This window comes from Actinomycetota bacterium, assembly GCA_041658625.1.
GTDB lineage: Bacteria > Actinomycetota > JAHEXW01 > JAHEXW01 > JAHEXW01 > JBAZZW01.
Genome location: JBAZZW010000001.1, coordinates 1 through 14189 on the forward strand (window position 1 = coordinate 1; position 14189 = coordinate 14189).

Consider the following 14189-nt stretch of genomic DNA (forward strand, 5'->3'; position numbering starts at 1 on the left):
TAGCAGCGGTCTGTAAGATTTTAGGACTCTTGGCCACATTTATGTCTTTTGACAGTACTTGACTGGGCAGAGCGACGCCACATTCATTACAGGCTTTTCGTCCAGGATGATTCTCGGCGCCGCATTTTGAACAATACATAAGTTCGGGCGTTTCAGATGACGCATCTATTTCCCCGCCGCATTTCTCGCAGAACTTCGCGTCTTCTTCGTTTTGGGCCCCACATTTTGGACAAAGCATAGGGTCTCCTAGGTTTCCATTTCTTTAGTGATGCTCCATAAGTTTAAGAATGCACCGACAACCATCGCCAAGAAGCCAAGACTGATCCCATAGAAGCCGATGCCGAATCCCGCTATCTCGTTGCCACCTCGAAATATAATTAGAATCTGTGGTGCGTATAGCATGGCGATGGCAATCGTTGCCGCGGTAGAGAAGAGTTTGGCACTCATTTCTCCAATATGAGTAAGATATGCTAGGCCTACGGCAAGAAGTGCATATATAGGCATCAACCACCACAAACCCCCGACAGTTACAGCATTCGCCCCATTGCCGTAATAGGGCAAGAAGAAGCTGATGATGATTACTACGGCGCTGACGCAAATGGTCTTTGAGCCGGGATAGAGACTCCTGATCAGCTCCACTACGAAGGTCTGTGACTCGCTTGACGCGACTGAGCCGCTAGCCGATGAGTTCATCGCCCCCATCTGATTTCCGCACTTCACGCAAAACTGCGCTATATCAGTATTCTGTTCTCCGCATTTCGTACAAAATGCCATAATGCCTCCCCTGTCATCTTTCTTTTCTATCTATATAACTGGCGCCAATATGTTTTATTACGCATAAGGTTAATCTTTTTCTAGGATTGCTCCGCACTCGCGACAGAAGCCGGCCGTCGGTTTGTTTTGCGTACCACACTCAACACAGAAAAGCGGTTCTTCCGGCGAAGGCGCTTGCTTTGGTTTCGATTTTGTTTTTGGCTTGGCCTTCGGCTTCTTTTCTTCAGCTTTTGGCTCCTCAACCGGTTCGGCCTCTGGTTCCGGCTCCTTAACTACCTCTGGTACTTCTTCAACCGCCTCGAGCTTCATTCCACAGCCTCTGCAAAAAGCAGCATCGGGTTTATTGGCAGCGCCGCATTGTAGACAGAAGTGTTGATCGTCAACCGGTTGAGCATCTTTCTTGTCAGCTTCAACCTTTGAGCCGCAGCTCGGGCAGAACTCCATGCCCTTCGCGATTTGGGTTCGGCATTCCAGGCAATATATTGACCCATCTTCCTTTTTCTTCCGCTCTTCCGGTACATTAACACCGCAGTAAGCACAGAAAACAGAATCTTGCTTAATGTCCTTACCGCATTCCGGGCACGGAAATCCAGTTGTGGACGCTGCGGGCACCTTATCCAGCTCATCGAGTTTGTCCAAGAGCATCCTTTCTTGGTCGTCAAGATCAGCAATGACATCACAGTCTTCTGATAGCGTATCGTTGCCTAGCTTCCCGACAACATACTGGCCGTATGCTTTCTCGCCAAGCAAGACCATTCTTTTTGCTTTTTCAGCTTTGATGTCCTTAATCCCGCTTTTTATCTGCGCGGCCGCGACTGCCCTCTTAGATTTTGAGCTTACATCCACCAAAACATCATCGAATTTATCAAGAATGCCCATTTCGCCTCCCGGTTTTACTTAATCGTTTCATAGTCTCTATCCACATATTTGTATTCGTTATTCTGCCATTTGTAAACGTTGATGAAATTATTTCTTGTCGGATCAGCGCCTGTTTCATAATCTCGCCCGTAGACAAGGAGTTCATCGATTCCATCGCCGTCGCGATCCTTGAACTCAAACCTCGGAGTACTTGATGAAAAGACTTCCATGCTTTTGCCTTCTTGGTTTACTGCATTTAACGGACGATATGCATAACCGTCAAACTGATATAAATACATCTGCATTGCGTGAGCACCGTAAATCCACTTAACTATTAGCTCAACTTTTTTGTCTTTGTTAACATCGCGTGCTTCCAGTGCCTCAAAAGCAGTCGGATGCAGATATGTCTTCTCCCACTGGTGGACATATTTATTCCCCTTCCAGTCAATGACAACAACAATACCGTTTCTACTTTTGTATGAGGAACTTGTGTCAACACCAACAGCTGTCGATGCAGCAACAATAATTTCTTTGTAGTTATCTTGATCAATATCGGCAATCAATTTCTTTGAAACCGTAGCATCGCTTGGAAGAAACTTCGTTATATCAACCGCTTCCGGATCCGGTTGCGGTTTCGGCTTTTTCTTAATATAGGTTGCGGGGGACCAGGAGGGTGAGGAGGCATTATCTAGCAGCTTATCTAGACCTTTACCATTATCATTGACTCTCCATACTTCAGGCTTCTGATTCTCTGGCCTCCCGGCGCCGCTGATAATCTTTTCCATAGCTATTGCCTTTCCATCTTGTGACCATGTTGGATGTTGCCAGGCTCCGTTAATCAACTTGGTGTTGCTTCGTTTATTGATGTCAACAATATAAAGTGGACTCTCGTTACCGCCCCAACCTTCACAAACTACAACTCGCTTGCCGTCTGGGCTGCATTCTGGGTCGGAAAACAGTCTGTTTGTTGGTGAATCGTTGGCCTTGTCGACAATTGTCGTCATTCTATATTTTTCTTCTCCCGGGTATAGTGCAAGTTCACCTCGTATTCCATTATTGCCACTTAGGTCAACGGCCATAACATATTTGTCGCCAACTACATCAAAACCGAGCTGCATCCCAGTAGGCATCTCTATTATCTTCTTCGTTTTCACATTTACCTCACACAGCGAAAACGAAGGGTACTGATACCCTGCGCCAAAATATAGTGCTGAATCAGCCTCTGACCACCTCAAATACTTAAGACTGTCCGTAAAGTCTATAGCGCTTTCTTTATTAACCAAAGTTGCTACTTTCGTACCATCGGCATTTATGATATGTACTTCTGGCATAATGGGCCCAGGCCCGGCAAGCTTTGATATAAAGGCAATCTTTTTTCCATCATGCGACCAGACAGGATTAGAATCATCGGCATCGTCTGTATTTGTTAGCTTCTTTTCGGTGTTCAAGACATGTTTGCCCTCTTCGTCCAAATCAACGACCCAAATATCCCCGAATCTGACAAACGCGATCTTGCTGACTCTCTCTTCTTTGGCAACTGTTCCTGTGCCTGAAAAGAGCTGGACAATCTTGTCTTTGATGTGTGCGGGGCCGATGATGACGGTCGCCGCTCCTGAAACGACGATGGCCGCGGTGCCGATGCCGAGGGCGATCTTCGCTACCAAGGACATCCCGGTCTTGGTGATTGTGGCCGCGGCCTGGGTGGCCGTTCCCGTGGCTTGGCTTGCGGATGTGAAGGTGCCTGAGTTGGAGAGGCCATGGCCTGCGAGAGTGCCTGCTTTGGCGAGCACGCCCGTCTTGATGGCAGCGGGCACGGCGAGCGGGATGAGCGAGCGGTAGGACATGGATGCCTCGGTAATCTCATCCAGGGCGAGCTTGCACAGGGGGCAGTCTTTCAAGTGCTGCTTTACCCGTTTGCGCTCTTCCGGGGTGACCTCGTTGTCGTAGTAGGCGGAGATCAGGGGGAGCATCCGTTTGCATTCTTCAGTTAGGTTGTCTTCGTTAAGTTCACCCATGATATAGGCCTCTTTGAACTTCAGCCGAGCCCGCATGAGCAGGACGCCGACGTTGTTTCTGGTCATCCCCATGACCTCGCCGATGTTCTGGTAATCTAGCTCATGGAGCTCTCGTAAGGTCAGGACGATCTGGTGCCCTTCGGCGAGCGTCTTCGCCACCTTCCGAACCTTGTTTATCTGGTCTTTGAGAAGGAGCGCCCGTTCCGGGTCCTGGTAGACGTTCGTGTCCTCCGCTTCCAAGTCATCTTTGGCCACGACCTTGCCTCGGCGGTTCACTTCATTGATGGCCAGGTTTTGGGCGACCCTGTAGATGTAGGCCTGGAGGTTAAGTTCCTTTTTCTTGGCGAGCTCCCCGGCTTTCTCATAGATCCGCAGGAAAGTCTCTTGTGTCACATCCTGCGCGTCCTCGCGCTTGCCGAGGATCCGGTAGGAAAAGTTGAATATCCTCGGTTGATACAGGTCGATCAGCTCCTCGAAAGCCTTCTGGTCGTCGGCCGCTATTTCGATTAAGAGTTTTGTTGTGTCTTCAGCCATATCAGAGTCGACTCTGTCCTTTGTTTAATTCATATGCGCATGCGTTTCTACTCATATAACTAAATAAGAAGGGATTTATTACAAGCGGAAACATGCGGGTTTTTGTTGCCTTGCTCATGGTGCAGTCGCTTGCAGCCAAAATAGTTGCTCCGGATGCGATTCTTTTAACTAAAAGAAAAAGTTGAACAGCCCCTGGTGCTTGGGCACATTCTATCCATTAACCGCAGTTAGTTCAATGTTTTGGTTCTTTTTTACTGCCTAAATGTAATAAAATGAGCCACACGGATGTTTAATACATAGAGACACAGAATTCTAACTTCAATGAGAGGAGCATAAAATGCCTAATGCTGAGATCAATAAGCTAAAGAATGATGCCATAAACCTGTATGGAGCGAAGAAGTTTGATGAAGCGATTGCCAAATACCAGCAGATACTCAAGTTGGATTCCAAGAATGTCAACGCAATGGCCGGAGTAGCAGCATGTCTTCAGAGTCAGGGATACATCGTTGACGCTAAAAAATGGTACAAGAGTACGCTAAAGATTGACCCTGAATACAAGTTTGCCAAGGAAAACCTCGAAGTCTTGAAGGCGGACGATGCTATAAAGGACCAGTCAGAGGTCAAAGTGAATCCACTGGTATGCCCATATTGCCATTCGCCCTTAATCGCCAAGCAAGACAAGACTGTTGGTATTGTGCTTGCTGTAATAGGAGTCCTAACGATGTGCCTCATCGTTGGCATTCCTATTTGGGTCGTTGGTATGGTTCTGATGATGAACCCAAAGATGGTTTACTACTGCCCAAGATGCAAAAGGAACGTACAATTCTAACTCACTCTCTACGCTGGACAAACAAGGCTGTGCTCTTTAATATTGTTTAAGTGCGAATACGGGTGATTAGCTCAGGGGGAGAGCGCTTCCCTGACACGGAAGAGGTCGAAGGTTCAAATCCTTCATCACCCACCATCTCTCAACTGCATATTATATGAGTTTTAGGTGACTTTCTGATCTCATCTTTTCCTTTTTGCCAACACTTTGCCAACAAAAGTTTTCTTCAACCATCCTATCCAGACGCCTCATCGCCTCGTCTCCGGCAGCCGGAAGCAGGTGTCCGTAGCGGTCGAATGTGACTCTCATCGACGAATGGCCGAGCTGGCTTTGGACGAATTTGAGGTTCTCGCCTTGATGGATCAGCATGGTCGCATACGAATGCCTGAGCGAATGCACCGACACGCTCCGCAACCCCGCAAGCGCGAGAGCCGGCTTCAAGATCCTATTCCGGACGCGATCCCTGTCCAAAGGCGTCCCGACACTCGAGACAAAAACATGGTTCGCCTTTGTGATCGGGCTCGTCAACTGAAAGGTCATCAACTCTCGCTTAAGCGCTTCCGGGAACCTGACGACGCGGCGCGAGCCCGCGGTCTTAGGAGAAGTCGCGACGCCGGCGTGCATGGTCTTTGAGACGTTGATCGTCTGCTTTACGAAGTCGACGTCGTCCCACGTTAGCGCGAGCGCCTCCCCTATCCTCACGCCCGTCGTCGCCAAGAGCATGAGAAGCGCGTGGTCGCGGGCCTTCGGTTCAGCGGCATGAAGAAGCCGGCCGATCTCTTCAGGACTCAAGTAGTCGATTTCGGACTTAGGGATCTTGGGCCGATCGACAACGGCCGCTGGGTTCGAATGGACATACTTCCATTTGACCGCATCGGCCATGAGCTTCCGCATGGTGGCAAAATACGTGTTTACGGTGCTCGGCTTCAGACCGCGCCCGGAAAGCACTGTCAGCCAGCCCTGGATCATCTCTGTGTCGATCCTGCTCACCTGGAGGCTGCCGAACCTCGGCACCAGCTCGTTCTTTATCACCACGATATACTTCGAGTATGAAGATACCTTGAGGTTCGGCTTCTGTTGCTCCAGCCATCTCGGCGCGAACTCCGAAAACAGCATCGGTTTGATGTCGACATACTTGCCGCTGTAGATTTCGTTGTTGATCTTGACCAAAAGCGCGTCGGCGTCACGTTTTAGGGGTCCCGCCACCCTTGAATGCTGTTTTCCGTTTACGCGGAAATACACATGATACGTGTCGCCCCGCTTGCGGATACTACCCGACATGACCGCTCATCCCTTGATCGGGCGGAACGATTTCAAATACGCGGCTTTCGAGGTATTCGTCCAGATACTCTTTCCTGAACATTATTTCCTTGCCGGTCTTTATGAATCTGATCTGCCTGTCTCTGGCAATCTTATACATAGTGCTTACAGCTACGTGAAGGTAAGCTGCAGCTTCAGGTATTGAATAGAATTTCTCGGGTTTAAACGGTAGTACTCCTTGCTTGGTCGCCATACGATCCACCTCCTTAGAATGACTCTTTCCTGGAACGTTGACCTATTTGTGCTTTCTTGTCATTGTGCCTATAATTCCTTCCTTCTGGCCGTTCGAAAACAAAACATTATCGAACATCGATCTAAAGCTAAAAAACAAAAACCCCGCAAAGCAGATGCGCGTCAATCTTGCGCTAATCCCTTGCAGGGCATCCACAATCTATTTTGCCTATCAAAACCGCAAGGGACGTTGCTTATTTCAAACGCCCGTCTCCCTTGTCTCCCACGTTTCGCTATTCTTACACGAATACGTTTCGCCTCACTTGCCGATTTTGGCGACATTTACGAAATTCCGTTGGGCGTTTAACTTCGCAAATGTTATTGCAGCTTGGCCATTATGAATGCTGCATATAGTGTTTGTCAACCAAAACGCGATATTTTTTTAAGGACCTTTATACGGCAAGGCAGCCTGATTAATCTCGAGTGATTCTTCAGCACCGCGCGGAGCCATTGCCTCTCCCTTGATGGGAGAGGATCAAGATGAGGATACCGCTTGCAGAAACAGAAACTAGGCGAGAGGCATACAGGAATGCGTCGTCCTGGGGCGCCCCACAAATCTGCCGCAGGAACTGACACGCCGCCCACTATCCAGGAAAAATCGTGTTTGGTGTATCAAGAGTCGTGCTTTGAAGGTCAGAAACAAAATCCAAAATCAGAAACAGGACCCGGAAACTGATAATTCAAGACGCGACTCCGATCATGCTCATAGATAGCCCGTTTATTTGCTGGCATCAGCAATTACATGTTCGTAGGCCTGTATGTTCTCTTTGATATAGCTTATGTAACTTGATTCTTTGTCAGAATCCCTGATCGTGGATGCCTTGTCTTTTTGTTTGAAGTCTTGAATAAGGTGACCTATATAGCCCGCACATGATGACATATTGCTGAGATCAAGTTGGTGAACACTTTCTCCTGCTGGCAGTTTGCGATTTGTTATTACTTCAGTCCCCGAGGCAAGTGCCTCGAGTACCAAGTTCGACGGATCTTCCATTGGCTCATCGACCGCTAAACTGAATATATAGTCCACTGAAGCAAGTAGCCGAGGCATTTCCCATGGCGGAACAAAAGGTCTGAAGATGATCCTTTGTCGCATTTCTTCGCTAAGTGAGTTTCTAAAATCATCAAGACCTGTGCCTTGCGATACGAATAGTAGCTGCCACTTCAGCGTATCAATACCCTCAAAAAGTTCAGCTATTTTGTCCAAACCCCGGCGACGCCAATGATAATTCACTTTGCCAATATATGCGAAAGTCGGAGCGGTACTTGGTCTAAGTGCCTTGGGTTTAAATATGCGTTCATCGGGGATATATGTTGGTTGAATAGGGGTTCTTCTAGACAACTCACCAAGAACTTTTGCATTGTGCCTATCTGTCACCACAAGGTTGGCGTGTGCAATAGCCTGCTTGAGCAAGAACCTATATTCCGGATGATCTAAGAATTTCGCGAGGTCGCTACCACCATGTCTGACAATATAAGGAATAGATGTTATCTGATTTGCTAAGTAAGCAACTACCCCGTATGGAACAAGATAGCCTGAATCAATCAAATCAAATTGCCGCCTGTCGTGAAGTTGGAGCAAAAGATTGAGTAGTCTTGTCTCAGCATGATCTGAGTTAGGAATGTGCCAAGGGTTACTGCTTTCTATGCTGTGAACTTCTAGATTCTTGATGGTCGCTGGTTGTTTATCAATCTTTTGAATCCCGTATTCTCTCTCGACAAGAGAACTATTGGCTACAACTGTAATATCGAGCCCAGCTTCGGCCAGACCCCTCGACATCCAGTAAGTCTTGGCTGCAATTCCCCCCTCAATTGGAGGATACTTGCTAATCAGGCAGATTTTCACGACATTAGCCCTGCCTAGTTTGGGCAAGCAAGCTTGATTCTCTGTATATATCGAGCTGATCCAACTTAAGATGTTCTATGGCGTTTGGCATTGCTTTCTTTTCTCGGTCAATAATATGCAGCAATCCATACGGCTCAAATATCTTGTTAGCAAGCTTGCGCGATACAATTTTGCTCGTGTGGCGCGTGGCTTTATGCTCCATTGGTAATGACCTTGCAACTTCGACAACTGGGTCATACAAGTATGGCACTCTGACTTCTAGCCCATGCCACATTGATGCCCTATCTACAGCCCAAAGATGGTAATTGCTTAAGCCCGTTCCCAGCAAAAGATCAAATACTCCCTGACGATAACGATCAACATCCTCAGGCTGAGCAAACCACTGCTCCAGTTCTTTTTCAATCATTGTTACGTCTTTTTTTCCCATTCGTCCAAGTCTCTCTCGCAAGGAGTCAACATACCCAAGTGGCCATTTATGCATCCAATACCCACCTGTTAATTCATCCGCCCCCTCACCACATATCGCTACTTTGACATGCTTTGATACATATTTTGATAACAAGAAAAAGCAGAAATCGCCATGCATATCAAATGTACCTTCGCTTGGCGCTGTCTCACACGCTTGAAGAAACGTGGGGTATTCTCGCTCGCATTCATCCTTACACACGATAATCTCATGATGGATTGAGCCAATTGCCGTTGCTACTTGACGCGCGTAACGGACATCGTCGTTCTCTAGCGAATCTCCCAGCGTAAATGTATGTATTGGTATTGATGATTCCTCGTGGCATAGCACGCTAATCAATGACGAGTCTATACCGCCAGATAAGTACAACCCCTTTGGTCGGTCATCTTGGTTCATTATGCGTTGACAACTCTCGCGAAGGGCATTCTCAAATCGATCTACACTGCTCCCAATAGATGTCTCTTGTCGAATTATTCCCGTTTCTTGATCAGGACACTTCTGAGCGTAGATGCATTCTTCGATACGAATAGAGCCATCGTGTAGGGTTGCTGTAATTTCCGAGCCGGGTCTTACTTGTTTTATATTTTCGATTAGCGTATCGCTTTCTGAAAGGACATAGCCAAAAACAGATAGTTCATGCCAGGATGGTTCATGGCGAGCATGACTAACATCTGGATGAGCCAATAAGGCTTTAATCTCTGACGCAAAAATCAGCTGTTGATTGTCGTTCACACTTGCATAGAAGAGCGGCTTTATTCCCATTCGGTCGCGTGCTAAGAACAGCTTTTCACCGTCCCAAATCGCAAACGCAAACATGCCCTTCAAATATTGAACGCAATCTTCGCCCAAGTCCTCATAGAGATGTAGTATTACCTCTGTGTCTGACGATGAACGAAAAACGTGACCATTGGATTCGAGGTTGATGCGCAGTTCGCGGAAGTTATAAATCTCTCCATTGAATACGATGCATATAGTGTGGTCTTCATTCCAAATCGGCTGATCATTCTCCAAAGGCCCCGTGATTTGCAGACGTCTAACACCGACGGATATAAAGCTGTCTAAATAAAATCCTTCACCATCATGACCTCGTCTTTCCATCGCCTGTGTCATGCTCTTGGTCATAATCTCACTCGGTTGTCCGAGGATACCGCAAATACCACACACGTTAACTCCTGTTGGCTTGAAGATACTGCAAGCCTTTGATTAGACCAGATAAGGCCCAAGCACTTCCTTGTTCAATATAGTGTGCCGGCCATAAACCGCTTGGGAGCTGGTTGTCCGTTAACCACTGGACTGCTCTAGTGACTACTTTTTCATCTACAATAGCGGGGTATTCTAAGAGACCAGATAATGCAATTCCAGTATATTCAGCAGAGCTTCCTACTGGCTGATCTTTCCAGGGCCCCCAACCACCGTCATTATTCTGTTCCTTTTGCAGTCTAATAACCGTCTGTTTTACAAGACCGTCATCAGAATCCACCGATTGCCCACCAAGTGCCAATAACACGTATGCGGCCTTATAGCTAAGTACTGGCTCCGAGCGTAAATCATTAGTCCACGTCTCTCTTAGCCATCCAATTGATTTCTTGTTAGCAAGTTCGGGTACTAAGTAGAGCAAGATTCCCGTAATCGGGATCCGTCCTCGATCACGACTACTATAACCCCACGACCCGTCTGAAAGCTGTTGCCTCCGAAGCCACCCTAACGCTCTATCTATGCAAGATTGTTCGTTTGCAGATTTTAGAAACACCGTACACCAAACGGTTTCTTCAACGTCAGACCAACCGCCATCTAGCTGTTGGTCAGCAACAACTAAGCTAGAAATATTATTTAGAAAGTGACCCCTAAGAGAATCGGTAGAGTTGACGCCAACGAGCGATATCGACATACAAGCGCGCTCAACTTCACCCTTTTCAATAGCCAGATGGACGCTACTCTGCAGAAGGGCAGAGATCGCTGTGCGAACATACTTCACCAATGCACTCGGGTCTCGGATGTCCAACCTTTAGCTGTCTCCCTTTTAGGTAGAGCTCTTCTAGCCTTTCATTAATCTGCTGTTCTGAAAAAACTGATCGACATTCATCGCAAACGAAGAAGATGGCTTCTTGGAATCCATGGGCTAAAGGAGATATTGCTGCTCTATTAACAAACTGATCGCAATGATGACAATATACTTGACCATCAGGCAACCCTACACGTAATCCTACATCTCCTGGAAAACATCTTGGTTTATTGTTTCCGGCCCGGTTAGTTGATTCATCCTTGAGCCAATCGTCAAACTTGTGAAACAAATCTATCCTCAATCCTGACTTAAGTTCTTCGCCAAACTCAGAAATAATGACAGCTTTTATCTTCTCCTTGTCCATAATCTGCTTTACTAGTAGCGTCATCCCTGATAAATAGAGATGCTTGCAATCTTTAACCTGCTGCCTAATGCCTTTCTCTATCTGCCTTTTATTGCCCAGCAAATTTCTATTAGAACTGTGTTCCTCTATAGAGCCTTCCTTAAGAAGCCTCTTGTTCTTAAAAATTTCAACGACTGAGCCAAGGTTCGCGCAAACTACATCACATTTAGCAAACTTTTCGGAAATTTCAGGAGTCCATTTCGCATCCCCCGTATAGCCAAATCTAAATATGTCGCGTTCACTGTTTCTCATAATAAAATTAAATCCATAGCTGCGGCTCTTTCCAAGGGCCTCGTGATCTGTAGGTATAGGGTCAATTGAAAATTCTAGATTCCCAAATGAAGCCACATCTGCAGTTTTGTTATTTATTTCTTCGAGAACCCATGTATCCTCAATGGCCTCTTGGGCCATATGAAAGTGTTGTTCAAATGTCTCAAAAACTCCACGTGATACTATGAACTTAATATTCTTCTTCCCAAACTTACTGCGGTAACAGGGTTTCCAATCCCTAAGACGATCATTCATTTCATGAAATAGAGCCAGCAATTGAGGCAGACTGTCGGTATGATCTCCATGATTATGAGAAATCACAACATAGTCTATATCTGCTATCGAGAACCCCTCGGAAAAGAAATTTTCCAGAAAATCATATCCAGGGTCAATTACTACCCCTATCGAAGTTTTTTGATTATCTGAACTCGGCATATATTTTTGTAATTCTCTGCGCTTCATATATAAAAAGAATCCTCCCCCTTTGCTAGGGTCTACCGTACTGGCTAGACTGGGCGTAAACGAATTCCATCTCCTTAGAACTGTTATGAATGCGCTAATGTCGTCAGTTGGAGTTGGAAGAACCTGTCTCGATGATAGTAATAATTTGTCAATGAATGCTTCTGCATTAAGATACATTGTTCTGTCGACAGTATGTGGCTTTAAATACATATATTTGAGCTTGTCCGACTCTTCTGGTATCTCAATATTTCCAGGCATAAAATACTTGTCGAAGAAATCGCGAGCAGATGTAAGATCGACTGGCAGGATTGATATTTTTTCCTTTTGTCTAGTCATTGCGTCGGCTTTTTCGGGTTCACCACCCTGCTTGTAGATTTCTGTTAGCGCAGATTGTATTGCGTGAATTATACTGGGATTTTTACTTTTCCGCTTTTGGTAAAGGTTCAGAAAGTCTTTAAGCAGAATCTCGTTGCCGAACCCACGGATTGCATCCTTTGCGATAGTTCTTGTTTCTGAATCTCGAACCTCGATTAAAAGTTCATCTAATGATTTTGAATCTAGACTATGAAACTCATTGAGTCGATCAAGTGGAGAAGTTGGTTTCATAATTCTATCTTCCAAACACAACTTGAGATATCTATTTAACTCTATCTCTTCTATTTGCTTTTCCCGATCCTTAACATCCTTCAACAATGGTTTTCTTAACTCTAGTCCGTCGACCTGCTTCTTAAGCCATAATCTATTTTGCTTTAGATACCGAGCAAATAATCGGTTAGCATAGTAGAAGTTGCCTCGATCTCTACGTTCGACACAGCCTTCCATGAGTTTATTCAATTCTGTAGTAAGACCGACTTCTGTCGTGACCTTAATGGTTTTTTTTATCCAATCTTCTGCATTTTCACCGTTCTTTCGTCCCCCGTTAAGATCAATACTTCGACCTCTTTCTTCTATTTGGCAGTCAATCCTAGTAAGTTGAGCTTTACGAATAATAAAGGCACCCTTTAATTCTCTCTTCTGCTTAATAATTCCATCTAAATTATGTTTTGCTTCTTTGAAATGTTTTTGGTCCAAAAATGCTGAGGCTTTTACCAGCTCACAGTCATGTTTTCTCCAGTCACCATCAAACAAATGATCTGATTTAAGCAATTCTTGAGCAATATCTAGCTGATTAATTGCCTCAGTGCCGCGCCCTTTATCGACGAGAATTGTAGCTATATATCTTCGAGCCTGAATAATTGTTGATAATCGAGACGAAGGAAAGGTTCTGCAATTTTCTCTATCATGTTCATGATTACTTACTATTTCTTGAAACGATGATAGGGCTTTCGCGGAATCTCGTCCGATGCGCTCAGCCTCACCAATACAGAATCTAATATAGTCTTCGATAGCCTTTTTGATATCCTTCTTCTTTGGCAAACTGCTCGTTTTCAATTCTTTGAACATGCATTCAGCTCTTTGAGCATAACCTAGTGCAAGCGAAGCCTCGGGTATGCCCGAGCAGCAGATACTAAGTTCTAATAAACAGAGCATCTGCATAGCACTACTCAATTTGCGAGGTTTTGCAAAAGGTGCCAACCGTATCGTATTTACAAGCCATACTGCAGTCTCATATTTTTTTTCTCTCGCTTTTGGCTCTTCTTCCTTCATTGCATCAAGCCTTAACTTCTTTACTACGAACAGGAGCCCTAACCTTACGGCGAGAGGTTGTTCTTCTCTGATCCTGTTATTTTTGCTATTTAGCCCCTCGTCATATACATCAGAGAAACAAGGCAAGCGTCCCCCTGATGCTGAAGAACATTCAGTGTAGAATCTCTCGATAAGCATTTCTGCTTTTTTTTGTTTCCTAATATATCGCTTGTAACCGATTGTCGTATTGAGGGCGGTTTTTTTATCTACCTCTAAATATGAATCGAAATCGATACCGTCGAGGATAGCATCCAGGTTGACCGTCGCTTCTATTGCGTCGTTGAGAAGCGCTGTCTTAGTGGTTTTCATAAGGTGGATATCAGATTACCGACAGCCGTGGCAGCCACTGCATTGAATACAGAACTTTCCCGCGTTGAACTTCTCTGCAATCTCTTTGGGGAATTCCATGCTCGTCTTTCGTTCTAGCTTGGGCTTTTGATAACTCGAAATCTTTGTTTCCCCTACTGCTTGTTTGGTTTCTGACTTAATCTTTGCCATT

General features: G+C 45.7%; 12 protein-coding genes and 1 tRNA gene. 2 read left to right on the plus strand and 11 right to left on the minus strand.

Going from position 1 to position 14189, the window contains the following annotated elements; translation table 11 throughout:
* The 4 genes from WC891_00005 to WC891_00020 form a co-directional block, all read right to left on the minus strand.
* A partial coding sequence (locus WC891_00005; protein MFA5866337.1) for a zinc ribbon domain-containing protein occupies positions 1–238 on the minus strand: 238 nt, incomplete at its 3' end.
* Between the two features lie 8 nt (positions 239–246).
* On the minus strand, positions 247–774 hold the full coding sequence (locus WC891_00010) for a zinc-ribbon domain-containing protein (GenBank protein ID MFA5866338.1): 528 nt from the start codon (positions 772–774) through the stop codon (positions 247–249).
* A gap of 69 nt (positions 775–843) precedes the next feature.
* On the minus strand, positions 844–1653 hold the full coding sequence (locus tag WC891_00015; GenBank protein ID MFA5866339.1) for a zinc ribbon domain-containing protein: 810 nt from the start codon (positions 1651–1653) through the stop codon (positions 844–846).
* Positions 1654–1667: 14 nt separating this feature from the next.
* Positions 1668–4181 (minus strand): sigma-70 family RNA polymerase sigma factor, encoded by a 2514-nt coding sequence (locus WC891_00020; GenBank protein ID MFA5866340.1) that lies wholly within the window; start codon positions 4179–4181, stop codon positions 1668–1670.
* Positions 4182–4518: 337 nt separating this feature from the next.
* Between WC891_00020 and WC891_00025 the strand changes: the two genes are divergently transcribed.
* Together WC891_00025 and WC891_00030 are read left to right on the plus strand one after the other, a co-directional pair.
* Positions 4519–5010, plus strand: coding sequence for a tetratricopeptide repeat protein (locus tag WC891_00025; protein ID MFA5866341.1), 492 nt, complete (start codon positions 4519–4521; stop codon positions 5008–5010).
* A gap of 60 nt (positions 5011–5070) precedes the next feature.
* Positions 5071–5145 (plus strand) — tRNA-Val (locus tag WC891_00030).
* Positions 5146–5160: 15 nt separating this feature from the next.
* Here the strand turns inward: WC891_00030 and WC891_00035 are convergent.
* The 7 genes from WC891_00035 to WC891_00065 form a co-directional block, all read right to left on the minus strand.
* Positions 5161–6288 (minus strand): site-specific integrase, encoded by a 1128-nt coding sequence (locus WC891_00035; protein ID MFA5866342.1) that lies wholly within the window; start codon positions 6286–6288, stop codon positions 5161–5163.
* On the minus strand, positions 6278–6520 hold the full coding sequence (locus WC891_00040) for a helix-turn-helix domain-containing protein (GenBank protein ID MFA5866343.1): 243 nt from the start codon (positions 6518–6520) through the stop codon (positions 6278–6280). Before WC891_00040 ends, WC891_00035 begins: the two co-directional genes overlap by 11 nt.
* Before the next feature lie 756 nt (positions 6521–7276).
* Positions 7277–8428, minus strand: a complete 1152-nt coding sequence (locus WC891_00045) for a glycosyltransferase (protein ID MFA5866344.1) — start codon at positions 8426–8428, stop codon at positions 7277–7279.
* On the minus strand, positions 8406–10031 hold the full coding sequence (asnB, locus tag WC891_00050; GenBank protein MFA5866345.1) for an asparagine synthase (glutamine-hydrolyzing): 1626 nt from the start codon (positions 10029–10031) through the stop codon (positions 8406–8408). Before asnB ends, WC891_00045 begins: the two co-directional genes overlap by 23 nt.
* Before the next feature lies 1 nt (position 10032).
* Positions 10033–10755: a prenyltransferase/squalene oxidase repeat-containing protein gene (locus WC891_00055; protein ID MFA5866346.1), complete on the minus strand. Its 723-nt coding sequence runs from the start codon at positions 10753–10755 to the stop codon at positions 10033–10035.
* 43 nt (positions 10756–10798) lie between these two features.
* On the minus strand, positions 10799–13999 hold the full coding sequence (locus tag WC891_00060; protein MFA5866347.1) for an MBL fold metallo-hydrolase: 3201 nt from the start codon (positions 13997–13999) through the stop codon (positions 10799–10801).
* A 15-nt stretch (positions 14000–14014) separates the two neighbouring features.
* Complete coding sequence (locus tag WC891_00065) at positions 14015–14188, minus strand: hypothetical protein (protein ID MFA5866348.1); 174 nt, start codon at positions 14186–14188, stop codon at positions 14015–14017.
* Position 14189 lies beyond the last annotated feature (1 nt).